Below are 23,675 nucleotides of genomic sequence, written 5' to 3' on the forward strand. Positions count from 1 at the left end.
TCACGCTCCGTACATCTTTGACTTTCCTCTTGCGTAGCAAGCGCATTGATGTAGATCAATAGTGTATCAATTTTTCCTGCGACCGAGTGAAGCGCGCGCAAGTGACCACGAACAGCCGTAATCCCAACGCCCTGCCGATCTATGTCCAGATCTCAGAGCTGCTGATCCGCGATATCGCGGCAGGCCGCCTGATGGATGGCGAGCGCCTGCCGCCTGAAAGGGATATGGCCGCCAACCTGAATGTTTCGGTCGGAACCTTGCGAAAATCGCTCGCCGAGCTTGAGAAAAAAGGCATGTTGGAGCGTATTCAGGGCTCGGGCAATTACATCCGCGAGACCGGAACGCAGAACAGCGTCTATGCCATGTTCCGGCTGGAGCTGCCCGAAGGCGGCGGGTTGCCGCGCGCCGATGTCCTGTCGGTCGATCATCTGCAAAAACCCTCAGATTTGCCGGAATTCGGTCAGTCGAAATTCGGATCGCGGGTCCGCCGGATGCGCTATCTGAATGATACAATCATCGCGGTCGAGGAAATCTGGCTGGACGAATCGGCCGGGACAATCGATCAGAGCCTGCTGTCTGACTCGCTTTATCGCTACTACCAGCAGCAGCTTGGCTTCTGGATCACACGGGCCGAGGATCGTGTCTCGGTCGGTGCCCTGCCCGACTGGACGCCCAGTGGTTTCACCAAACCCGCCGGCCAGATCGTGGGGTATATCGAGCGGTTCAGCTGGTCAGAGAAGGCCGAACCTGTCGAGTTTTCAAAAACATGGTTCGATCCGGATCGGGCCACCTATGTCCAACGCCTGAAGTAAAAGGAACTGCGCATGACCCGGACCATCAATTACGGGCTGATCGGATGCGGCATGATGGGGCAGGAGCACCTGCACAATATAGCTCTGCTTGACGGTACGCGCGTCGCCGCAATATTCGAACCTGATCCGGAGATGGCGCAAAAGGCGCAAGCCATCGCGCCGGATGCGCAGATGGCCACGTCGATACAGGACCTGCTGGCGATCAGTGATCTGGATTGCGTTGTCATTGCCAGCCCCAACCACCTGCATGTCGAACAGTTGATCGAAATCGCCCAGACCCGCCCCCTGCCCCTGCTGGTCGAGAAGCCACTATATAACAATCCTGCCGATCTCGACCGGCTTGAGCAGTTGGAACGCGACTACCCGCACCCGATCTGGGTCGCGATGGAGTATCGCTATATGCCGCCCATCGCGGCGCTGATCGATGAAGCCGAAGCCACCAGCGGCGGGATCAGGATGCTGTCGATCCGCGAGCATCGCTTTCCGTTCCTTGAGAAGGTCGGCAACTGGAACCGGTTCAACCGCAACACAGGCGGTACATTTGTCGAAAAATGCTGCCATTTCTTCGACCTCATGCGCCTGATCCTGCAATCGGACCCGGTGCGGGTCTCGGCAAGCGGTGGGCAATCGGTCAATCATCTGGACGAGACCTATGCGGGCGAGACGCCGGACATTCTGGACAATGGCTATGTCATCGTCGATTTCGCTTCGGGCGCACGAGCAATGCTGGAACTGTGCATGTTCGCCGAAGGGTCACGCTATCAGGAAGAGATCTGCGCCATCGGTCCCGCCGCCAAGGTCGAGGCCCTGATCCCCGGACCGGGCCGTTTCTGGCCTGACCATCTGGGTGAGGCTCCGGTACCGCAACTGATCGTCAGCCCGCGCGATCCCAAAGGCCCGGTTGCACGCGATATTCCGGTTGAACCCGAGTTACTGGCCGCCGGGGATCACAACGGGTCAACCTACTACCAACACAAGGGCTTTCTGGAACTGGTGCGTGGAGAGCGCACAGCCCCGGAGGTATCCTTGCGCGATGGCATCTGGGCGGTGCGCGTCGGGCTTGCCGCGCAACAAGCGGCAGAGCGCGGAGAGACTGTAACCCTTTCACGGTAACAGCCGCTCAGCGCAGACCCGCGACCGCTTTCTGCAAAGCCACGATCAACGCATCCCGCTGCTGCGACAGCGCGGCGGGTGCCTCGCCCTTGGCCTCAGCGGTGACGCCCTCGACCAGTGTGCGGATTACGTCTTCGGTCAGACGGACCTCGCCCAGATCATCCCACCACCCGTTGAACGTGTCGGTGAAGTGATCGCAGAACGCCTGCAATCCGCCCTCACCCGCGCCAAGGTTGAACAGCATCGTCGGCCCCATTGCCGCCCATCTCAGGCCGGGACCGGCCCAGACAGCCTTGTCGACATCTTCAACCGAAGCCACGCCAGAGGTGACAAGGTGGATCGCCTCGCGCCAGATCGCGGCCTGCAGGCGATTGGCGACATGGCCGGGCACCTCTTTGTGCAGACGGATCGTGGTCTTGCCGACCGACTGATAGAATGCCTGCGCCTGTTCGACGACACCATCGGCAGTGCGGTCATTGCCCAATACCTCGACCAGCGGGATCAGGTGCGGAGGGTTGAACGGATGCCCCAGCACAAACCGCGCAGGATCATTCCAGCCCGGCTGCATCTGGCCGAGGGTCAGCCCCGAGGCCGAGCTTGCGACAACAGCCTCTGGCGACAAGGCAGGTTCGATGGCGCGGAACGTGGCATGTTTGATCTCCAGCCGTTCCGGGACGTTTTCCTGCACGAATCCGGCCCCTTCGACCGCCTCAGCCGCACCGGGAAAAAAGCGGATCGCATCGGGGGTGCCGTTTTCGGTCAGACCAAGCTCAGTCATCGCGGGCCATGCGGTATCGATGTAACGGCGCACATTGTCCGCAACCTTTGGGTCGGGATCGAACAGCGCCACCGAGCGACCTGATGCCAGAAACAGCGACGCCCAACTGGCCCCGATCACGCCACCGCCCAAGCAGGCGGTATGTTGAATTTCCATCAGAACAATCCCGGATTGAGCGGAGACGCCGCGGTCATGCCGCCATCCACCGTGAATAATTGCCCGGTTGCAAAACCTGCCTCATCCGAGGCCAGCCAGACCGCCATGCTGGCAATATCCTCAGGCTTGCCAAACCGCCGTGTCGCGTGTCGCGCCAAGGCATCGCTTCGGGCCGCCCGAGGGTCAGCGGCCAGATCGAACGCTGCATCGAGCATTCCGGTCTCGATCCAGCCGGGGCAGATTGCGTTGCACCGGATGTGGGGGCCATGATCGATAGCGATTGAGCGTGTCAGCCCATGCACAAAAGCCTTGGACGCGTTATAAAGCGCCATCGACGGGTCTGCGGCCGTTCCTGAGATTGAGCCGATATTGATGATGGAGCCACCTTCGGCCATGCGCGGGATGAAAGCACGGCAGAGGTTGAACACGCCCCGGCAATTGGTGCCAATCACCATCTCCCAATCAGCATCCGAACTGTCCGGCACTGTCTTTTCGACCTGAACCCCAGCGTTGTTGACCAAAATGTCGAGGCCGTCCATTTCTTGCGCCAGGGCATCGACCGCTGCTGCATCGGTGACGTCCAGATTGTACCAGTCGATTGCATCAGGCAGCCCCTCGGGCCTGTCACCGCGCCCGCACGTCGCTACTTTGCCGCCTTCCCGTACGAAAGCTCCGACAATCCCGCGACCGATACCTCGTCGGCCGCCGGTCACCAACGCTGTTTTCCCTGCCAACCGCATCACTGGGCCACCATCACGTGGCGCACGGACATATAGGCGTCCAGCGCATAGACCGACATATCGCAGCCAATGCCCGAGCCTTTCATCGCAGGCCACGGCTTGCCAACGTCGAGGGTACCCAGGTCGGGCAGTTCACCAATATGCGTCTCGACCACATCAGCGATGGCGAGAATGTATCCGGCGCGCTCAGCCGGTGGGGTCAGGTGGTAGCTTTCAAACGCCTCATGCGCCGCCTGCGCCGCGGCTTTGATCTGTTCGGGCGTTGCTTCAGGGATCTCGACAATCGCTTCATCGGCGGACGGGTCGAGAACCGGTAAAGGCTCTCCCAGCCCGACAACGCGCTCACCATTGATCAGCATATCTGTTTGCATATCCATCCCTCACCTAAAGTCGCATCTGCTGCACTTGCGCTGACAAGCCGCCGTCCAGCACCCAAAGCTGACCGCTGGCATAGCGCGCCTCATCCGAGGCCAGCCAGTTGACCAGATTGGCGATATCCTGAGGCGTTCCATATGTCCGCATCGGATGCACATCGCGCACTGCCTGCTGTAACTGGTCGATGGTTTTGCCGCCACCACCCGAGCCATCGCCGGTAAAAAAGCTCTGCAACATCGGTGTATCCACGTAACCCGGGCAGATCGCATTGACCCGAATGCCATCGGGGCCATGGTCGCAGGCCATCGCCTTGGTCAGTGCGTGTACCGCACCTTTGGTGGCGCAATAGGCGGCCAGCCCGGGATCGGCGATGAAGCCATCATAGCTGCCGAAATTGATGATCGAAGCGGAAGGACCTGATGAGGCCGCCTTGCGCATCAGCGGCAACGCATGTTTCGAGGTCAGAAACGTCCCCGTGACATTAACCGCAAAGGAAAGGTTCCATTCCTCAAGCGAGGTGTCTTCGATGGTCTTTTCGATCTCGATCCCCGCGGCGTTGACCAGAATATCCAACTGACCTGCTTCGCGGTCGACCTGCGCCATTGCGGCAACTGCGTCCGCTTCCTGCGTGACATCCAGCTTGACGAAATGGCTGCCATCATCGTCATGGGCGTCCAACGATCCCTCAGGCGTCAAATCAGCCGCGTAGACGCGCGCGCCTTCGCGCAGAAATCGGGCAACGATAGCTCGCCCGATCCCGCCTCGCCCGCCGGTGACCAGCGCGGTTTTGCCGTCCAGCATCATGATTTGGTCTCCTTCAAAGGCGGATAGCGATAGCGGGTGGCTGCCACGGTCCAGTCCATGTGATTGCGCACATATTGCTGGCTGGCATCCGAAGGCGGATTGTAATCCCAAGGCTCGCCCGCCCCGGCCTCCATCGCTGCGTGCAACGCGCGACGGGACTTCTGGGTGGCGATCACGTCAGCGCGCAACTTCTCGCTGTTCCAGCGTTTGGCGACTTCATCAGCGAAGTGCGACGATTGCGCCGCATAGGTCGGATTTTCGGCCAGATTCACCTTCTCCAACGGGTCGCACGACAGATCGTAAAGCTGCGGGGGATCGGGATCGCAATGGATGTATTTCAATGTACCGCGACGGATCATGAAAACCGGATAAGGCGTCATCTCGGCGCAGTATTCACCAATCGCTTCATCAATCGCATCGGCGTCTCCCCGTGCCAATAGCATCAGCGAGCGGCCATCCACCGGCTCGCCGAACATATCGTTCGAACCCCCGGCGATATCGACGAAGGTGGGCAGCATATCGACCAGCGAACACGCATTGGCGGCAGAGCCCTGCGCAACGCCCGGCCCGGCCATCACAAGAGGTACGCGGGCCGAGTGTTCGAAGAAGTTCATCTTGTACCACAACCCCCGTTCACCCAGCATATCGCCGTGATCGGCGGTGACGATGATGATGGTGTTGTCCAGCTCCCCAATCTCTTCCAGCGCGTTCACCATAGCGCCGAGTTTGCTGTCGAAATAGCTGACATTCGCCAGATAGGCCCGCCGCGCGCGCAATACCTCTGCCTCGCTGAGCGGCACGTAGCTGGCCTCGATCCCGTCCATAACCCGTCGCGAGAACGGGTCTTGTTCGTCAGGTGTCAGGGTGAATTCCGGCAGTGGAACATCGGTGTTAGAGTAGAGGTTCCACCATTCCGGCTTGGCCACATACGGATCATGCGGGTGGATAAAGCTGGCCACGAGGCAGAACGGAGCTTCATCCCCAGCCGCCCGATCTCGCCCCCGGTCGATCAGCCAGCGGCGGGCGGCGAATTCAACCTCATCGTCATAGTCGGTCTGGAACGTGGCAATCGCCTCGCCGCTTTCCTTGACCGTTTGCATGTTGTGATACCACTTGTCGATCCGCTCATCCGGGGCTTCCCAATCCGGGGTCCAGGCGAAATCGGCCGGGTAGATATCGGTGGTTACCCGGTCCTGAAACCCGTGTTTCTGATCGGGGCCCACGAAGTGCATCTTGCCCGACAGGCAGGTGCGATAGCCCAACGCCGTCAGGTAATGCGCAAAGGTGGGAACCGAGGCGCGAAATTCGCTGGCATTGTCGTAGGCGGCAATCCGGCTGATCAACTGGCCAGACATAAAGGCAAAGCGCGATGGCGCACAGAGCGGCGAGTTGCAATAGGCCGCGTCAAACCGCATGCCCCTTGCAGCCAGCGCATCGATATGCGGCGTCTTAACAGTCGGGTGCCCATAAGCGCCGCAGAAATGCGGTGCCAACTGGTCGGCCATCACTACAACGATATTAGGCCGCCTCACGGAGCAGCCTTTGCGTAAGCATCCAGAACCAGCCCGTGGAAGTGATGCACCGCATGTTCCGATTTGCCCGAGCCGCTGGGATCGTGGACGATCCGTCCCTGAGTAAAGACGGGTGTGCTCATCCCGCGCTGCACGCTTTCGACAATATCGATATCTTCGCGCTGCAAAACCTCGTCGAGATAGCGGATCGCTTCCAGTTCCATCTCATCGGGTTCGGGTGTTTCGAGGAAGAAATCATAAGTCTCCAGCGTCCGGTCAGGGCCAATCGGAATGATGTTTAGCACGATCATCGAGGACCGGCCGGGATACCGCATCAGGCAGGTCGTCGGCCACAGCCACCAGACTGCATGGGTCCGCACCGTGGCGTTCGACACGTCATAGGCGGTATTCGCGCCCTTGCCCGCTTCGGCCATGTGGCTGGAATAGATGCCATATGTGGTCACCTTGTAGGTGTCCATATCGACCAGATCGCAGAAATCCTTATGCGCCGTCGGGCAGTGGTAGCATTCGAGGAAATTGTCGACGACATTCTTCCAGTTCGACTTGATGTCATAAGTCAGGCGGTGGCCGAAAGTCAGGTTCTCGATATCCGGTGCCCAGTGGCGGATCTCCGTCTCCAGATCGCCCGACACCTGATGCAGAGGCTCAGCCTCCGGGTCGAGATTGACATAGATGAATCCCGCGAATTCTTCGACCTGAACCTGATCCAGACAGATATCCTTGGTGCTGAAATCGCTCAGATTTTCCGTCTCGGGCGCGCGAACAAGCTGGCCGTCCAGTTTATAGACCCACGCGTGATAAGGGCACATGATCCGCGTCGTCTCGCCTTCACCCGACAGCAGGTGGTGGGCGCGGTGTTTGCAGACATTGTAGAAAGCGCGCAAGACGCCCTCGCGGTCGCGAACAATGGCAATGGGGCGGCCTGCAATCTCGACCGTTACATACGATCCCGGCGCGCGCAGCTTTTCGACGTGGCAGACCCATTGCCAGGTTTTGGCAAGGATCTCATTCAGATCGACCTGATGCCACGCCGGGTCGACATATGCCTCGGCTTTCAATGAACTGGTGTTGAACGGGTCGGAACTGTACCCGTCGGAAATGCGTTGGAACTGTTCTTTGGACGGCAGCTCGCTCATATGCGTCTCCACAATTCGGGGCTTGTCAGAGCACCGGGCTACTGGCTTTCGCCGCATATGATCTTCTGAAATCGAAGTTTCGTCTAAACTTTTTTCGCCATATTCTTAATTTTTTCAGCCATTGGTGTGCATCCCTCAGCCCGGTTTGCGATGCATGGGCCAAGCCCTGTATTCGAACGGCACGCGGCCCTCGACCCGATCCTGACTGGGCGGCAGGCCAAACCGTTCCTTATACGAACGGCTGAAATGTACCTGACTGGCAAAACCGGATGCCATGGCAACCTCGGCGATTGGCATATCGGTCTGGGTGACAAGCCCCCTCGCCCGGTCCAGCCGGATATCGCGATAGTAGAGGGCCGGGGTCTTTCGGATATGAGTGGCAAACAACCGGTCGAGTTGCCGGTGCGAAATATTGGCCTGTTTGCATATCGCAGGGATCGGTAGCGGATCTTCCAGATGCGCCTCCATGATCTGGATCGCCGTTTTCAATGTCGCGGGAATAATCGTGCCCAAGGGCTCATTGCCCTCGGGCTGCTGCAGCGCCGATGGCCCCCGAAACCGGTCGTGAAAGATATAGCGAGCGGCGGCATTCGCCAGCGCAATCCCGTGGATACCTTGCAAAAGATGCAGAGCAAAATCCACCGACGCCCCTCCTCCGCAGCAGGTCGCCCGGTTGCCGTCGAGGACATACAAATTCTCCGTCACTTCGACATCCGGATAAAGCTCCTGAAAGGCATCGATATGTTCGTAATGCACAGTCGCCCGTCGCCCGTTCAACAACCCGGCCTGCGCCAACATGAACGCCCCTGTATCTAGCGCCCCAAGCAGCACCCCTGTGCGCGCCCATTGGTGTAACGCGGTACTGATCTTTGCCGTCAGGTGCCGTTCAGGGGTCCAGCTGGAAGAGACGATCAGTATATCCGCCGGCTGCGCATCAAAGCTGCTCAATGTCGCTGTCTGCGTCCCGGCCCCGTTGCTTGAAACGCAATAGCCGCCAGCCTCAGACACGAAATCCCACGTGAAGTGTGGCTTGCCGTCCAGATAGTTCGCCGCCCGGAACGGATCGATGAACCCCATCGTGGCCGACATGTTGAAGTTTGGGGTCACCAGCAACAATATACGGGTCTGCGAGGCTGCGGATTGTGTCATCACCCGATCACCTCACATAGCGCGGAACGTTGTAGCGTGCGGGATATCCACCTCGACATACATAAGAATTCTCTAATCCCGCTGCTGACAACCGACAAGCCCTTGGGGAATTGTTGACGCAATGTGCGATCTAACCAAGGCGTGTTTTGTTATATCCGCCGGGCCCGGATCTCATTTCCGTCAGATGACGGGCATCGCATTGTGCAACGCCCGAGGCCTTTCATGCTCAGAGAAATCCAACTTAGAAAAGCTTCGCCCATGGCTGAACAGAAGCTGGCTGGTGCGGATCCCGTAAAGCCGATCTACAAAAGACAGAGGCAGAATTGCTGAGGTCAATTAGACCGAGACTAATTTACGTTCTTAACTGCCGCATAAAGCTGACGAAATCGTGCCAATCGCCGTGAAAGTGGCACTAAATCATCGGGCTCAAACCTGTCCATTGCCGTGGGCTGTTCTGCAAGATCGGCTCTGCCCAAGGTACCATCACCAAAAGCTGCCAGACGAGCCGCGCCATAGGATGGACCGGAAGTCGCTCCGTCTGAGCGCACGATAGGTTTCCCGATTACCGTCGCAATGAGACTCAATAACAGATCTGATCGGCTGCCACCTCCGATGGCGGCAAGCTCCGGCAGACTATCTACTGTATCGCCGAAACTCTGCGCGGCATCGGCAAAGCAAAAAGCTATAGCCTCCACCACGGAACGACAGATGTCTGCGCGTGTTGTCGAATCTTCAAGACCAAAGAAACCGGCCCGGATATGCGGATCCCCAAGTGGGCTGCGCTCACCTGTCAGATACGGTAGGAAAATCGGCACGCGTTCACCGCTGACCGTTTCAGCGAGCGCAACAACTTCGGCGGCGGACACCCCCAATTGATCACCAATCCATGAAATTGGCCTCGCCCCGTTCAACATCGCCGCCATTTGATACCAGCGGTCGGGCAGAGTATGCGCATATGCATGCACATAGCGTTCGGGGTTGGGCTTGTATGAGCGATCCGCCACAAATAACTGGCCCGACGTTCCGAGAGAGATGAAGCCACGCCCCGGTTCGGTAGCGCCCAACGATACCGCCCCAGTTGCCGCGTCCCCTCCCCCAGCGACCACAGGAGTCCCGGGCTTTAACCCGGTCTCTGCCGCAGCTCGCGCTGTCACTGTTCCAACAACCGTGTGCCCGTCGTGAACCGGAGGCAACCAATCGAGGGCTACTCCGGTGGCTTCGGCTATTCCGACATGCCACGTGCGCGAAGCCTGATCGAGCCACATGGTTCCGGCGGCATCGGACGTGTCGGTTGCCAGCTCTCCGTGCAGGCATAAGCCGATATAATCCTTGGGCAGCAGGATATGGGCAATTCGGCCATAGCATTCTGGTTCATGTTGTTTCAGCCACGCAATCTTGGGCGCAGTAAAACCCGGTAGGGGTAGAACCCCCGCAATCTGCCCGATCTGCGGCTCGGCAGCTCGCAGTTCATCGCATTCATGCGCGGCCCTGCTGTCATTCCATAAGATTGCTGGGCGGATCGGGCACAGATCGCGATCCAGTAACACGGCGCCATGCATTTGGCCGGACAATCCGATGGCTTTCACCTCAGATAACGCGATTTTCCCGGCAAGCAGATTCAATGCGTCGCGTGTCGCTTGCCACCAAAGATCCGGGTGTTGCTCTGACCAGCCAGGCTGCGGAGATGTTGTCTTGATCCCTACAGAAGACGTCGCCACAATCCGATCAGCATCCGTGCAGACAAGCTTGACTGCTGACGTTCCGATATCGATACCCAGATACATTGAAACCCCTTGCCCGCGTCAAAGCCCGGAACTTGCCTGACTCTTGATTTTTTATCGCGCGCAAAGAATATGTAAAGTTAGGATAAGATCAAGGCGGCGAAGATCCGCAGGCAGACTGGCATGACCAAAATTAAGAACATGGAAGAGTTCGCGGCGCTCAGCGGCATCTCGCGACCCACGGTTTCTAAGTACTTCCACGATCCCGATAGCGTTCGACCAACGACACGGGCGCGCATTGAAGAGGCGCTCGAACGGTTTGACTATCGTCCGAATATCTATGCTGTGAACCAGAACCGGAAGCTGACCAAGAATATCGGCATCGTCGTGCCCTATCTGGCCGATCCGTTCTTTGCCGAAATCGCGCGCTATCTGGAACAAAGCTGTATTGCTGCGGGGTATCGCCCATCCTTGTTCAGTTCACATGGCGAGCAAAAGCTGGAGACCGAAATTCTGGACGGCCTGCAGTCCATTAAACCCGCAGGGGTTCTGTTGGCACCGTTGGGGCGGACTTCGGACCGATCAGCGATCGAAAAATTCTGTTCCAATGTGCCGACTGTTCTGTTCGACAGTAACCTTGACGGTCTGGGGGCCGCGTTTATTGGGTCGGACAATTTCAGTTTTGTGTCGCAGACTGTGGAATACATGACCCGGACGGGTGAGCCCCCATCCTTCTTTGAAATGCGTACACCTGCGAACCCCAACGCCAATAAGCGGCGAAAAGCCTATATTGAGGTGATGGAACGCCTCGGGTTCGAGCCTCATATCATCAAAGTCGACGGCACAGGCTGGGCGTTCGAAGAAATCGGGCACAGGGGGGCGCTGAAAGTTCTGGAAGAGCATGGACTGAAGACGGATTCTGTTTTGTGCAGCAATGATCGGCTTGCCATCGGCTTTCTCGCAGCTTGTTTCGAGCGGGGGATTCGGGTCGGTCGGAAGGAAGATTGCTCGCTGCGCGTCGCCTCAAATGACGATCATCCATTCGCAAAGTTTACGTGCCCGTCTCTGACCACAGCAGCGCATGACTACGACAACGTAGCCGGACGAAGTGTCGAAACTTTGTTCGAACTCATTGAAAGCGGGGGGAAATTCGATACTCGAGCCGAAACGCTTTTCCCCGCGCGGCTTGTATTGAGGGATTCTGCGTAACTCACAATTTTTAACGCGCGTAAAGTTTTTATTGACGTCGCGACAATTTACACTCTACGTTCTCTGCATGACATCCAAGCTCAGGGAGGACAGGGATGTATCTGAAACACGCACTTCGTGCGGCGACTGCGTTGACTTTCGTCGCCACGGCAGCAGCCCACGCGCAATCCATCACGATCGCCACCGTGAACAACGGCGACATGATCCGGATGCAGGGCTACACCGATAAATTCACCGAAGCGACCGGCATCGAGGTTGAGTGGGTGACGCTGGAGGAAAACGTGCTGCGTCAGCGCGTAACCACCGACATCACTACCAAAGGTGGCCAGTTCGATATCATGACCATCGGCATGTACGAGACGCCCATCTGGGGCGCAAATGGCTGGTTGGTTCCGTTGGACGGCCTGTCCGACGAATATGACGTTGGTGACATCCTGCCAGCCATGGCTGGCGGTCTGAGCCATGAGGGTACGCTGTATGCGGCACCTTTCTATGGCGAGAGTTCCATGATCATGTACCGCGCGGACCTGATGGAAAAAGCAGGCCTTGAGATGCCCGAAGCTCCGTCCTGGGAGTTCATCAAGGAAGCAGCGGCGGCAATGACCGATCGCGACGCTGACATCAACGGGATCTGCCTGCGCGGCAAAGCTGGTTGGGGTGAAGGCGGTGCCTTTATCACCGCCATGTCCAACTCGTTCGGCGCACGCTGGTTCGACGAAGACTGGAAGCCTCAGTTCGATCAGCCGGAATGGGCCGACACGCTGAACTTCTATGTTGAAATGATGACGGAATCCGGTCCTGCCGGTTATGCCACCAATGGTTTCAACGAGAATCTGTCCCTGTTCCAACAGGGAAAGTGCGGCATGTGGATCGACGCAACTGTTGCGGCGTCTTTCGTGACCAACCCTAACGATTCCACAGTTGCGGATAAGGTTGGATTTGCGCTCGCGCCTGACACCGGTCTGGGCAAGCGGTCCAACTGGCTCTGGGCCTGGGCGCTCGCCATTCCAGCCGGAACACAGCAGGAAGATGCGGCCAAGCAGTTCATCGAATGGGCTACGTCAAAAGATTACATCGAACTGGTGGCTGAAAGCGAAGGCTGGGCCAATGTTCCGCCAGGCGCGCGCGTTTCTTTGTACGAAAACCCTGAATACCAGAAGGTTCCGTTCGCCAAGATGACACTGGATTCGATCCTGTCGGCTGATCCGAACAACCCGACGGTGAAACCGGTGCCATATGTCGGCATCCAGTTTGCAGCGATCCCGGAATTCGCGGGCATCGCAACACAGGTAAGTCAGGAATTCTCGGCGGTCTATGCCGGGCAGCAAACGGTCGAAGAAGCGCTGGAGAAAGCGCAGGCCTTCACCGCAGAAGAGATGGAAGCCGCAGGCTACTGAGGCTCACTCCCCGGCGGGCGGGCAGAGATCTGCCCCCCGCTCCCTACTTTCACAACTCGCGTTTTTCTCGCAGGCTACGCTAACGCCTGAACAGAGAGGGTTTGCGTTATGGCAACTCAACATTCCCGATCCGTTGCGCGCCTGATGATGGCACCCGCAGTGGTCCTGCTGCTTGGCTGGATGCTCGTGCCTCTGACGATGACGCTGTATTTTTCCTTCAAGAAATACCTGCCGCTGCGTGGAGGTGATATGGGCTGGGTCGGTTTCGACAACTACGTCCGGTTCGTTTCGTCCAGCTCTTTCTGGCCCGCTGTCCAGGCGACGCTGATGATTGTCGGTGGTGTACTGGTGATCACGGTGGTGCTGGGCATCGTTCTGGCGATGCTGCTGGACCAACCCATGTGGGGGCAAGGGGTCGTCCGCATCCTCGTGATCGCACCGTTCTTTGTCATGCCAACCGTATCTGCACTGGTTTGGAAGAACATGTTCATGGACCCGGTGAACGGTCTGCTCGCCCATCTATGGCGCTTTTTCGGAGCCGAACCAGTCTCGTGGCTGTCCGAGGCTTCGATGACTTCGATCATCATGATTGTCTCTTGGCAATGGCTGCCGTTCGCCACTCTGATCCTGCTGACTGCGATCCAGTCGCTGGACAGTGAACAGCTGGAAGCGGCCGAAATGGATGGTGCCCCAGTGCTGAAGCGGTTCTATCACATCGTCCTGCCTCATCTCAGCCGCGCGATCACCATCGTGATCCTGATCCAGACAATCTTTCTTCTGTCGATCTTCGCCGAAATCTTCGTGACCACCGGCGGCGCCTTCGGCACCCGTACCCTCACCTACCTGATCTTCCAGCGCGTGCTGGAAAGCCAGAACGTTGGCCTCGGATCAGCCGGAGGTGTCTACGCAATCATCTTAGCCAACATCGTTGCGATCTTCCTGATGCGCATCGTCGGCAAGAACCTGGACGCGTGAGGAGGTAAGACCATGGCCCGCGCCGTCACAACCCGTCGTAAATCACTGAACACTGCCCTGGCCTGGGCTATTGGATTGTTGATCTTTTTCCCGATCCTCTGGACGATCCTGACCAGCTTCAAGACCGAAGCGCAGGCCATCGCAAGCCCGCCTCTGTTCCTCAACTTTGACTGGACGCTTGAGAATTATGCCGTCGTTCAGGAGCGCTCGGACTACATGCGGTTCCTGTGGAACTCGGTCATCATCGCGGGCGGATCTACCATTCTGGGCGTGATCATCGCCGTGCCGGCCGCATGGGCGATGGCCTTCGTGCCTTCCAAACGCACCAAGGACATTCTGCTGTGGATGCTGTCCACCAAGATGCTGCCTGCGGTTGGTGTGCTTTACCCGATCTACCTGCTGTTCATCCGTCTGGGCCTGCTGGACACGCGTGGCGGGCTGGTCGTGGTGCTAATGCTGATCAACCTGCCGATCATCGTCTGGATGCTGTACACCTATTTCCGCGAAATTCCGGGGGAAATTCTGGAGGCCGCGCGGATGGACGGCGCAACGCTGAAAGAGGAAATCCTCTATGTCCTGACGCCCATGGCCGTGCCCGGTATCGCCTCGACCGTTCTGCTGAACTTCATCCTCGCGTGGAATGAAGCGTTCTGGACCCTCAACCTGACAGCCGTCGACGCGGCCCCACTGACAGCTTTTATCGCCAGCTATTCCAGCCCCGAGGGTCTGTTCTTTGCCAAGCTCAGTGCGGCCTCGACCATGGCGATTGCGCCAATCCTCATCCTTGGCTGGTTCAGCCAGAAACAACTTGTCCGCGGCCTGACCTTCGGCGCTGTGAAATAAGGAGCACTCCTCATGGGACGCATTCAACTCAAGTCCGTGACCAAAAGCTTCGGCGACGTACAGGTCATTCCCCCGCTGGACCTCACTATCGAGGATGGTGAGTTCACAGTCTTCGTCGGTCCGTCCGGCTGCGGTAAATCTACCCTGCTACGCTTGATTGCAGGGCTGGAGGATATCACCTCAGGGTCAATCGACATTGACGGATCCGACGCCACCGACGTGCCGCCCGCCAAGCGGGGTCTGGCGATGGTGTTCCAATCTTATGCGCTCTATCCACATATGACCGTCCGCAAGAACATCGCCTTTCCCTTGCGGATGGCCAAGCTGGATCAGGCCGAGATCGACAAGCGCGTCGAAGGCGCTGCCAGTGTGCTGAACCTGACCGACTATCTGGATCGTCGTCCCGGCCAATTGTCCGGCGGCCAACGCCAGCGCGTCGCCATTGGCCGCGCCATTGTCCGCGAACCGGCAGCGTTTCTGTTTGACGAGCCGCTCTCCAACCTCGACGCTGCCCTGCGTGTCGGCATGCGGCTTGAGATCAGTGAATTGCACGAACGTCTGGCGACCACGATGATCTACGTGACTCACGATCAGGTTGAAGCCATGACCATGGCCGACAAGATCGTGGTGCTTCAAGCCGGTGTCATCGAGCAGGTTGGCAGCCCGCTGGAACTCTACCGGACGCCACGCAACCTGTTTGTCGCGGGTTTCATCGGCTCGCCCAAGATGAACTTCATCGAGGGCGAAGAGGCCGCGAAACACGATGCCCATACCATTGGCATCCGCCCCGAGCACATCGCTGTATCGGAAACCGAGGGCGAATGGTCCGGGGTTGTGAGCGTCTCTGAGCATCTAGGCTCGGACACCTTTTTCCACGTCCATGAAACCGGTCTGGCCGAGACAATCACTGTCCGTGCAGATGGCGAGGTCGGCTTCCGCCATGGAGATCGCATTCACCTGACACCACGGGCAGATGTGATTCACCGCTTTGACGCGAAAGGCTTGCGGATCGAATGACGCGTCTGGCAGGCAAAACCGCCCTGATCACCGGGGCCGCGCGCGGCATCGGGTTGGCCTTTGCCAAGGCCTATGTGGCAGAGGGTGCGCGCGTTGCCATAGCCGACATCGACATCCAGCGCGCTCAGTATGCAGCGACCGAGATCGGCGAGGATGCATTTGCCATCGAGATGGATGTGACCAAACAGCAGAGCATAGATGAGGCTGTGGCAAAAACAGCAGCCCATTTCGGCCCCATCGACATTCTGATCAATAACGCAGCCATCTTCACTGCTGCACCAATTGTTGGGATTGAGCGTGCCGACTTCGACCGTGTTTTCGATATTAACGTCTCAGGAGTTTTGTTCACAATGCAGGCCGTCGCGCGCCACATGATCGAACACGGTACCAAAGGTCGGATCATCAACATGGCGTCGCAAGCCGGGCGACGGGGTGAGCCTCTGGTTGCCGTGTACTGTGCCAGCAAGGCGGCGATCATATCCCTGACTCAATCCGCAGGCCTGAACCTGATCAGCCATGGGATCAACGTGAACGCCATCGCCCCCGGTGTGGTGGATGGCGAGCATTGGGATGGTGTTGACGCGTTCTTCGCCAAACACGAAGGCAAAGCCCCCGGTCAAAAGAAACGCGAAGTTGCGGCGGCTGTTCCCTATGGCCGGATGGGGCGAGCCGAAGACCTGGCCGGAATGGCGGTGTTTTTGGCTTCTGACGAAGCAGAATACATCGTCGCGCAGACCTATAACGTAGACGGCGGAAATTGGATGAGCTGATGGACCCTGTGGCGAATGCAAAACCTCCGGTGTCTCTGCGGCGCGACAACTTTGACGGCTTGCCCACAAACGTCAAGACGCCAGCATATAAGCCTTCGGAGCTGACGCCGGGCATTGTTCATATCGGAGTCGGCAATTTTCACCGCGCGCATCAAGCCTGGTATATTCACCAATTGATGCAGCAGGGTCAGGCCCATGACTGGGCGATCATCGGCGCCGGTGTTCGAAGCTACGATGCCGACATGCGAGAGCGTCTGCTGGAACAGGACTGCCTGACAACGTTGATCGAACTGGACCCGAATGGGATATCTGCCGAAGTGACCGGTCCGATGATCGACTACCTGCCGATTGGGGCAGGCAACGCCGCACTGATCCTGAAGATGGCCGATCCATCCACCCGGATTGTATCGCTGACGGTAACCGAGGGCGGGTATTATCTGGATGCCAATACCGGTGCCTTCAACTCGGATCATGAAGACATTCGCCATGATGCGAAAAACCCCGACCGGCCTTGCACGGTCTTTGGTGCCATTGTTTCGGCGCTCAGGTGGCGGCGGGAGAATGATCTAAAACCCTTCACCGCGTTGAGCTGCGATAACCTTCAGGGCAACGGGAGGATCCTGCGAAACTGCGTTGTTGATCTGGCGCGTATGTCCGACCCTGATCTGGCCAACTGGATCGACCAGAACGGCGCGTTCCCTAATTCGATGGTTGATTGCATCGTGCCCGCGACGACCGACCAAGTAGTAACGCGATGCCGCGCACTTGGTGTCGATGACGGCGCACCGGTGTCGCACGAAAACTTTCGCCAATGGGTGATCGAGGACGAGTTCTGCGCCGGACGGCCGCCGCTCGAACAGGTCGGTGTGACACTGACCCACGATGTTCACAGCTATGAGACGATGAAGCTGCGCATCTTGAACGGAGGCCATCAACTGCTCGCAAATGTCGGGGAAATTCTGAGCATCCCGACGATTTCAGACTGCATGCAGGATCCGGACATCCTGGCGTTTTTTGAGAAAGTTCAGGCTGAAGGTATTTTGCCCCATGTTGAAGCCGTCCCCGAAGCCACAGCAAAAGTGTATCTTGGACTAGTTGAGAGGCGATTTTCCAACACCGCGATTCACGACACGACGCGCCGGGTCGCGTTTGACGGTTCGGCACGTCATCCAGGGTTCCTGCTGCCATCGTTGCGCGATGGCCTCGCATCTGGGTCCCCGACGAACGGGCTCGCGCTGGCCGAAGCTTTCTGGTGCCGGATGTGCGCGGGCACTCGCGAAGATGGCTCCGAAATCGCCCCCAATGATCCCCAATGGGAGAACCTGCAAAAAACCGCCCTGGCGTCAAAAGCTGATCCACAACTGTGGATTGAGCAGCGCCAGTATTATGGTGATTGTGGCCACGACGCGCAGTTTTCAGAAGCCTTTGTCACCTGGCTGACCGCAATCTGGCAACGAGGTAGCCGAGCAGCCATAGCTGAATATGTTGCCCGTGATTCAACGTTGTATTAGCCAAATGCAGCAATGCCAGACCAGTCGCGAAAAACTCATTTCAACCTGAGCACCTTGGCTCGACGAATCCGCAGTCAATTTGCAAAGCGCAGATCTCTAAGGTTGAGCTCAACAACCGCAGGCTCTCAGAAAGCGTTTAATGTCTAGTTTGTCTCTGCGCATCCCGGATAAGAGCCGCAAGCCGGTAAAACCCATGCGCCATCTTGGTAAAGGGTGTCAGCAGGAAAAACGTCAGGACTGATCCAAGGTGGATTGCAAGAAGCGCGGGCATCAGAGCTATTGAGCCTAGGGCATAGAGCACCAACCCGCTGAAGCCCACAAAGCCCAGCAACAGGATGAAGCCGATATCACCCCCCCATGCTGAAGGGTCACCGAGTTCGCGGTCAGACTTTTGCTTGAGCAAAGCCATTGCGCCGCAACCCACGGTCAGCAACACGCCACCGGAAATGCCGAACAGTTTAGGTAAAGACCAGAATCCGTATGGCGCGTGCATTCCGAAGCCATAGTGCATGACAGTCGCTATCGAGGTCGACGCAAAGCACAACAGGAAGCCATACATGATGGCCTGATGAATGTGGCGGCGACCCTGACTGAAGCGGTCTTCGTCCTCGAAATTACAGCCCTCGCCATGCCCTGCGGCCAGGTCCTGCATTTTTGCGGCGCGTTTGAAGGCGGCTGTCACGTCGCGAAACTGAATGGGTTTCCCGCCCACCTCAGTCCAATAGCGCCTTAGGCTGATCGCTATGCTAAACAGAGGCAATAAAAACGCGGGCGCAAAGATCGCGACCATCGCATTGTGGGACAGGACGGCGTAGAAGCCCTCCCCTCCGCTCGATCCAATGGTGCGAATGGCCCAGAATAGCAGGGCAAATCCGATCACAAGCGCTAAGGTTATAGCTCCGCCATGTGTGTGGAACCGACGCGCCAGAGGTTGCGGCCAGGCGAAGTTTTCCCAGCTGTCTCGACGAACCTCGGCCAAAGCTTTCGGCAGGTTCAGGTCGAACTCGTGAGGTGCCGTGTACTGACAGGCATAGTAACAACCCCGGCAGTTGTGGCAGAGGTTGGCCAGTTGCGTGATGTCACCGTCCGAAAACGCGCGTTCGGCATGTAGTGACGGGAAGACCGAGCAATACCCCTCGCAATACCGGCAAGCGTTGCAAATCTCGGCCTGACGGCGGGCTTCTTGTATCAGTTCAGTTTGCATAGGCTGCGGCCTCACGTCCTGCGATGCGTCCAAAAACGGTTCCGATGGTCATGCCAAATCCGGCCAGATACCCTTGTCCTAAGATCGAACCGGCAATCGTTTCTCCGGCCGCCCAAAGATTCTTGATCTTTCCGTTGGCGGTCGAACATTGAGCCGTATCGTCGACCTTTAAGCCCAGATAGGTGAAGGTCACACCGGTTCGCAGCGAGTAACCATAGAACGGCGGCTCGGTGATCGGGCGCGCCCAGTTGGTCTTGGGCGGGGTCAAACCCGAGGTGGTAACACCGTCCAATTCAGTCGGATGAAATCCACTGGTATCACCGCAGGCTGCGTTGAATTCAGTGACGGTAGCCTGCAGCTTGTCGGCGGGCAGACCCATCATTTCAGCCAGTTCTTCCAACGTGTCCGCCTTCAGCGGCGGGAAAACCGACGGCATGAACAGGTTCAGCGATTTGGCATCGATGATAACATAGCCAACCTGATCCGGCTGCGCAGCCACCAGACGGCCCCAGATCGCATAGCGTTTGGGCCAGACGTCTTCGCCCTCGTCATAGAACCGCTCGGCATCTTTGTTCACGACGATAGAGAACGGCACACAGTCCAGACGGGTGACAATGCCACCGTCAAATTTCGGCGCACGCCCATCGATGGCGACGGCGTGGCATTGGGTTGGGTCCCCGACGCTCTCGACGCCTTGGTCCAGAAGGTCGGCCAGCACCACGCCCCGATTATACGGCGTGCCCCGGATCAGGAAGTTCTTTGCAGGCTCACCCCAAGCGCGGGTCAGCCAATCCGTGTCGGCCTGAAACCCGCCCGAGGCCACGATGACCGCCTTGGGCGCAATGCGATGAGATTGACCTTCATAGGTATAGTCAATCCACTCGATCTGCTCGCCATTCAGTTCCAGATGCGTAACCGCAGCCTCATATAGCACATCAACGCCCAGAGCTGCGGCTGTCCGATAATACGCATTCACCAAAGACTTACCGCCTCCCATGAAGAAGGCATTGGTCCGCGCCAGCGATAGCGTCCCTGAAAGCGATGGTTGAAACCGAACCCCGTGCTCTTCCATCCACGGCAGACATTCTTCCGAGGTGCGGATCGCCAGACGCGCCAAATGTTCGTCGGTTTTACCTCCGGTGACTTTCAGCAGGTCCGACAGGTATTCGTCCTCTCTGTATTCCTCAATCAGCGGACCCAGCGGAGATTTGTGCATGCAGCGAAAATTGCGCGTGTGGCGCGAGTTACCGCCACGGTAAGGTTTCGGAGCCGTTTCGAGGATCAAAACGCGGGCCCCTGCCTCAGCGGCAGTCATCGCAGCGCAAAGAGCGGCGTTGCCGCCACCAATCACAGCGATATCGTAAGCTTCCTTTTGGGTGGCCATGTCCTGTCTACCTACTGATTTTCGTCGGTTGTTCGATCGCGTTCCTGTAACGCCCGGATGCGCATCCGTTGTGCGGCCTGAATATGCGCGCGCATCTCTGTTTCGGCCGCCGCACCATCTCGGGCTTTCAGCGCAGCCATGATGCGGCGGTGCTCAGAGACTGCCGTCTCAGCCCGGTCACCATCCAGCAGTTGCGATGGCCCCAGGATCAGCAGCGCCTTTTGCAAGGACAACATGGATTTCGCGAGAAACCGGTTCTTGGCTGCATCCAAAAGTGTTGCGTGGAAAATCCGGTTGATCCGAGCCGCATCCGGGCCTGTGCCCGCCTCGGCCAACCGATCATTCAACACGTCCAACTCATCCAGCTCGACATCTGACGCTGCCCTTGCAGCTAGGCGTGCTGCGGTACCTTCAAGCACAGCACGCATCTCATAAAGCTCCATCACCTCGGCGTAATCCAGGCTGCGAACGGTCGCGCCCTGCCGAGGAACATGGGTGACCAATCCGTCGGCTTCCAGTTGCCGGATCGCTTCACGCACCGGGGTGCGGCTGACGCCCAGCCGTTCCGACAGCTCGATCTCGCGCAGACGTTCACCGGGCAGAAGGGTGCCCTCGCGAATCTCGTCCAGCAGACGCTGATACGCGGAATTGCCTTGCGGGCCGGGCTGTAAAGGGTCGTCTTGGATAGTCATTACGGGCTCACTTGTCTTCTTGCGTCCATTTGTATACATTTGGATACATAGCGAGTCAACATTACCGGAACCCACGCCTTGCCCGCCCAGAACAAAACACCTTCTCTTCTGAAAAAACGGGCCGTTACGCTGGGTCTTGCACTTCTGGGCACCGGAGTTTTCTGGGCGCTCAATCTGCCGCTGCCCTTTCTGTTCGGCCCGATGAGCGCATGTTTGATTGCAGCCTTGGCTCATGCCCCCATGAAAGGATTCGGGCAGGTTTCGGTTGCGGCCCGCACCATACTGGGCGTGGCAGTGGGGGCTTCGATTACCCCGGCCCTGTTCGCAGAACTGCCAAAGATGGCAGCATCGATTGCGCTGATCCCGTTCTTCATTCTGCTGATTGCGCTGGTTGGAGTGCCATTCTTCCGCAAAGTCTGGGGCTTTGACTCCACCACTGCTTTCTACGCGGCCATGCCGGGTGGGTTGCAGGACATGATCATCTTCGGCACTGAGGCTGGCGCCAACCCGCGCACCCTGTCCCTGATCCATGGTACGCGCGTTCTGATCATCGTAACGCTGGCCCCGCTGTTTCTGACGGTGTTTTACGATGCCCAGCTCACCAACCCGATCGGAGAGCCCGCGCGCGACCTGCCGATACATGAATTGGCACTGATGGTTCTGGCTGCCCTTATCGGCTGGAAAGGCGGTGAGCGCATCGGCCTGTTCGGAGCGTCCATCCTCGGCCCGATGATCCTGACGGCTGCCTTATCCTTGGGGGATTTCATCCATACCCGACCGCCGCGCGAGGCCATCCTGGCAGCACAGTTCTTTATCGGATGCGGGATCGGTGTGAAATTCGTCGGCGTTACATGGGTCGAATTGCGCCGGGTCGTGGCAGCAGGCTTCACCTATGTCATTGTCCTTGCCATCCTGGCAGCCGCTTTCACCGCCGTTGTCACCACCTTGGGCTTCGGTCGCCCAGTCGAGGCTTTCCTGGCTTTCGCCCCCGGCGGACAAGCTGAAATGACAGTTCTAGCCATCGTCTCGGGTGCGGATCTGGGCTTTGTCATAACGCACCATCTGACAAGGATCGTGCTGGTGATTATCGGCGCGCCCATAGCGGCCAATCTTATTTTGCGCTGGTCCAGACCTCGGGATTGATCATGTGGATCGGGGCGCCGCCGCCAAAAGCGTCCACCTGATCGAAAATGTCTGAGAACTGTAGGTCGAACTCGTCTTCGGTCACAAAACCAATATGTGGCGTCGCAATCAGGTTTGGATGCGCCAGCAACGGGTCATTCGGGTCAGTCAACGGTTCAGTATCAAACACATCAATCGCTGCTTTTCCGGGGCGACCGGCGTTCAGAGCTTCCAGCAGGGCACCGGGTTGTATAAGCCCGGCACGCGAAGTGTTTACGAACAACGATCCCGGTTGCATCGCGGCGAAATCGGCTGGTGTGATAATTCCTTTGGTATCCGGTTTGAGGCGGACATGCACTGAAACCACATCGCTGTCACCAAAGAATGCGTCTCGACTGGATGCAACATGCGCGCCATCGGCCGTGGCACGCGCGCGGCCATCGCTGGACGACCACCAGGTAACGTGCATTCCAAAGGCTTCTGCGTATCCGGCAACGGCGCGGGCTATGCGCCCATAACCGTAGAGGCCGAGCTGACGACCGCGCAATGTCTTGCCCACTCCGGCTTGCCAATGTCCCGCCTTGGCCGAAGCCATCTGTGCAGGCAGATCCCGCATGCCAGCCATTATCAAGGCCCAGGTAAGCTCAGCCGCGGCATAAGACGGCGTGCCCCCGTGCATGTTCGAGCAAAGCAGCACGCCGTGATCGGAACAGGCTTGCACATCCACATGCGGATATACGCTGCGTTGGCTGATGAGTTTCAGATTGGGCAATTTCTCAAGCAAAGCGCGAGTGACTTTGGTGCGCTCCCGAAACAAGACCAACGCCTCTGCATCCTGTAAGCGAGAGGCCAATTCGCCAGTATCTTCGACATGATCCGTCCACACTGTTACGTCGTGTTCGGCGAGCTTCGCAAAACACGGCAGGCTGCACAGCGTGTCAAACCAGTCATCCAGAATGTGAACTTTCATCGGCTTTCAACACCTTGACCGGTTTCCAGTCGCCTCGGGGTCGGAACAAAGTGCGGGGCCTCAAGCGCGGCCAGTGCGTTCCGAACACGTTCGCGTTGGTCGAGCAAATGATTGAATTGCTCATCACAACCGGCGACCGGCGTCGGATATTCGGCAATGTCGCGGCGCAAAACCATTTGCGCCAGTTTGAGTTCCTGACATGCGATTTCCAGGCATTCGCAATAGTCGTCCATCGCAGCACTCCTTTATGTATACCATAGTATAC

At 58.0% G+C, this 23,675-nt stretch carries 23 protein-coding genes; 10 read left to right on the forward strand and 13 right to left on the reverse strand.

All coding sequences use genetic code 11. From position 1 onward, the window contains the following. Positions 1 to 101 precede the first annotated feature (101 nt). Positions 102 to 812 carry a GntR family transcriptional regulator gene (locus ACR0NF_RS18110; protein WP_480656944.1) on the forward strand — a complete coding sequence of 237 codons (711 nt, stop codon included), beginning with the start codon at positions 102 to 104 and terminating at the stop codon, positions 810 to 812. Positions 813 to 824: 12 nt separating this feature from the next. After that, complete coding sequence (locus ACR0NF_RS18115; RefSeq protein WP_480468942.1) at positions 825 to 1,925, forward strand: Gfo/Idh/MocA family protein; 1,101 nt, start codon at positions 825 to 827, stop codon at positions 1,923 to 1,925. A gap of 7 nt (positions 1,926 to 1,932) precedes the next feature. On the opposite strand, the gene ACR0NF_RS18120 is transcribed toward ACR0NF_RS18115, so the two are convergent. The 8 genes from ACR0NF_RS18120 to xylB form a co-directional block, all read right to left on the reverse strand. Continuing rightward, positions 1,933 to 2,859, reverse strand: a complete 927-nt coding sequence (locus tag ACR0NF_RS18120; RefSeq protein ID WP_480778728.1) for a 3-hydroxyacyl-CoA dehydrogenase NAD-binding domain-containing protein — start codon at positions 2,857 to 2,859, stop codon at positions 1,933 to 1,935. Then, positions 2,859 to 3,572 carry an SDR family NAD(P)-dependent oxidoreductase gene (locus ACR0NF_RS18125; protein WP_480666490.1) on the reverse strand — a complete coding sequence of 238 codons (714 nt, stop codon included), beginning with the start codon at positions 3,570 to 3,572 and terminating at the stop codon, positions 2,859 to 2,861. The genes ACR0NF_RS18120 and ACR0NF_RS18125 overlap by 1 nt, the downstream gene beginning before the upstream one ends. Positions 3,573 to 3,598: 26 nt before the next feature. Next, complete coding sequence (locus ACR0NF_RS18130; RefSeq protein ID WP_480778729.1) at positions 3,599 to 3,976, reverse strand: aldehyde dehydrogenase family protein; 378 nt, start codon at positions 3,974 to 3,976, stop codon at positions 3,599 to 3,601. Between the two features lie 7 nt (positions 3,977 to 3,983). Next, positions 3,984 to 4,778 (reverse strand): SDR family NAD(P)-dependent oxidoreductase, encoded by a 795-nt coding sequence (locus ACR0NF_RS18135; RefSeq protein ID WP_480468938.1) that lies wholly within the window; start codon positions 4,776 to 4,778, stop codon positions 3,984 to 3,986. Continuing rightward, complete coding sequence (betC, locus tag ACR0NF_RS18140) at positions 4,775 to 6,310, reverse strand: choline-sulfatase (protein ID WP_480468937.1); 1,536 nt, start codon at positions 6,308 to 6,310, stop codon at positions 4,775 to 4,777. The genes ACR0NF_RS18135 and betC overlap by 4 nt, the downstream gene beginning before the upstream one ends. Beyond that, a complete protein-coding gene (locus ACR0NF_RS18145) occupies positions 6,307 to 7,446 on the reverse strand; it encodes an aromatic ring-hydroxylating oxygenase subunit alpha (protein ID WP_480468936.1) in 1,140 nt (379 codons plus the stop codon). The genes betC and ACR0NF_RS18145 overlap by 4 nt, the downstream gene beginning before the upstream one ends. 135 nt (positions 7,447 to 7,581) lie before the next feature. Then, entirely contained in the window at positions 7,582 to 8,595 is a 1,014-nt protein-coding gene (locus ACR0NF_RS18150; protein WP_480468935.1) for a GlxA family transcriptional regulator, read from the reverse strand. Between the two features lie 347 nt (positions 8,596 to 8,942). Next, positions 8,943 to 10,379, reverse strand: coding sequence for a xylulokinase (xylB, locus tag ACR0NF_RS18155; protein WP_480778730.1), 1,437 nt, complete (start codon positions 10,377 to 10,379; stop codon positions 8,943 to 8,945). Positions 10,380 to 10,499: 120 nt separating this feature from the next. Between xylB and ACR0NF_RS18160 the strand changes: the two genes are divergently transcribed. The 7 genes from ACR0NF_RS18160 to ACR0NF_RS18190 all read left to right on the forward strand — a co-directional run bounded on the left by ACR0NF_RS18160 (position 10,500) and on the right by ACR0NF_RS18190 (position 18,038). After that, positions 10,500 to 11,525 carry a LacI family DNA-binding transcriptional regulator gene (locus ACR0NF_RS18160; protein ID WP_480778731.1) on the forward strand — a complete coding sequence of 342 codons (1,026 nt, stop codon included), beginning with the start codon at positions 10,500 to 10,502 and terminating at the stop codon, positions 11,523 to 11,525. Positions 11,526 to 11,620: 95 nt separating this feature from the next. Then, the gene (locus ACR0NF_RS18165; protein WP_480778732.1) at positions 11,621 to 12,922 is read left to right on the forward strand and encodes an ABC transporter substrate-binding protein; all 1,302 of its coding nucleotides are present in this window, start codon (positions 11,621 to 11,623) and stop codon (positions 12,920 to 12,922) included. A 108-nt stretch (positions 12,923 to 13,030) separates the two neighbouring features. Further along, entirely contained in the window at positions 13,031 to 13,897 is an 867-nt protein-coding gene (locus ACR0NF_RS18170) for a carbohydrate ABC transporter permease (RefSeq protein WP_480778733.1), read from the forward strand. Positions 13,898 to 13,909: 12 nt separating this feature from the next. Beyond that, on the forward strand, positions 13,910 to 14,740 hold the full coding sequence (locus ACR0NF_RS18175) for a carbohydrate ABC transporter permease (protein WP_480468930.1): 831 nt from the start codon (positions 13,910 to 13,912) through the stop codon (positions 14,738 to 14,740). Positions 14,741 to 14,752: 12 nt separating this feature from the next. Further along, the gene (locus tag ACR0NF_RS18180; RefSeq protein WP_480778734.1) at positions 14,753 to 15,757 is read left to right on the forward strand and encodes an ABC transporter ATP-binding protein; all 1,005 of its coding nucleotides are present in this window, start codon (positions 14,753 to 14,755) and stop codon (positions 15,755 to 15,757) included. Further along, the gene (locus ACR0NF_RS18185; RefSeq protein ID WP_480778735.1) at positions 15,754 to 16,527 is read left to right on the forward strand and encodes an L-iditol 2-dehydrogenase; all 774 of its coding nucleotides are present in this window, start codon (positions 15,754 to 15,756) and stop codon (positions 16,525 to 16,527) included. Before ACR0NF_RS18180 ends, ACR0NF_RS18185 begins: the two co-directional genes overlap by 4 nt. Further along, the gene (locus tag ACR0NF_RS18190) at positions 16,527 to 18,038 is read left to right on the forward strand and encodes a mannitol dehydrogenase family protein (protein ID WP_480778736.1); all 1,512 of its coding nucleotides are present in this window, start codon (positions 16,527 to 16,529) and stop codon (positions 18,036 to 18,038) included. The genes ACR0NF_RS18185 and ACR0NF_RS18190 overlap by 1 nt, the downstream gene beginning before the upstream one ends. Before the next feature lie 136 nt (positions 18,039 to 18,174). On the opposite strand, the gene tcuB is transcribed toward ACR0NF_RS18190, so the two are convergent. The 3 genes from tcuB to ACR0NF_RS18205 are packed head-to-tail and all read right to left on the reverse strand — an operon-like array spanning position 18,175 to position 21,318. After that, positions 18,175 to 19,242, reverse strand: coding sequence for a tricarballylate utilization 4Fe-4S protein TcuB (gene tcuB, locus ACR0NF_RS18195; protein ID WP_480778737.1), 1,068 nt, complete (start codon positions 19,240 to 19,242; stop codon positions 18,175 to 18,177). Next, a complete protein-coding gene (gene tcuA / locus ACR0NF_RS18200) occupies positions 19,232 to 20,626 on the reverse strand; it encodes an FAD-dependent tricarballylate dehydrogenase TcuA (RefSeq protein WP_480778738.1) in 1,395 nt (464 codons plus the stop codon). The genes tcuB and tcuA overlap by 11 nt, the downstream gene beginning before the upstream one ends. Positions 20,627 to 20,637: 11 nt before the next feature. Then, on the reverse strand, positions 20,638 to 21,318 hold the full coding sequence (locus ACR0NF_RS18205) for a GntR family transcriptional regulator (RefSeq protein WP_480666480.1): 681 nt from the start codon (positions 21,316 to 21,318) through the stop codon (positions 20,638 to 20,640). A 78-nt stretch (positions 21,319 to 21,396) separates the two neighbouring features. On the opposite strand from ACR0NF_RS18205, the gene ACR0NF_RS18210 reads away from it, so the two are divergent. Further along, complete coding sequence (locus ACR0NF_RS18210) at positions 21,397 to 22,461, forward strand: AbrB family transcriptional regulator (RefSeq protein WP_480468923.1); 1,065 nt, start codon at positions 21,397 to 21,399, stop codon at positions 22,459 to 22,461. Here the strand turns inward: ACR0NF_RS18210 and ACR0NF_RS18215 are convergent. Further along, entirely contained in the window at positions 22,430 to 23,410 is a 981-nt protein-coding gene (locus ACR0NF_RS18215; protein ID WP_480778739.1) for a D-2-hydroxyacid dehydrogenase family protein, read from the reverse strand. The two genes, ACR0NF_RS18210 and ACR0NF_RS18215, sit on opposite strands and share 32 nt — an antisense overlap. Further along, complete coding sequence (locus tag ACR0NF_RS18220; RefSeq protein ID WP_480468921.1) at positions 23,407 to 23,643, reverse strand: hypothetical protein; 237 nt, start codon at positions 23,641 to 23,643, stop codon at positions 23,407 to 23,409. The genes ACR0NF_RS18215 and ACR0NF_RS18220 overlap by 4 nt, the downstream gene beginning before the upstream one ends. Positions 23,644 to 23,675 lie beyond the last annotated feature (32 nt).

It is taken from the genome of Ruegeria sp. CF4 (assembly GCF_056537345.1).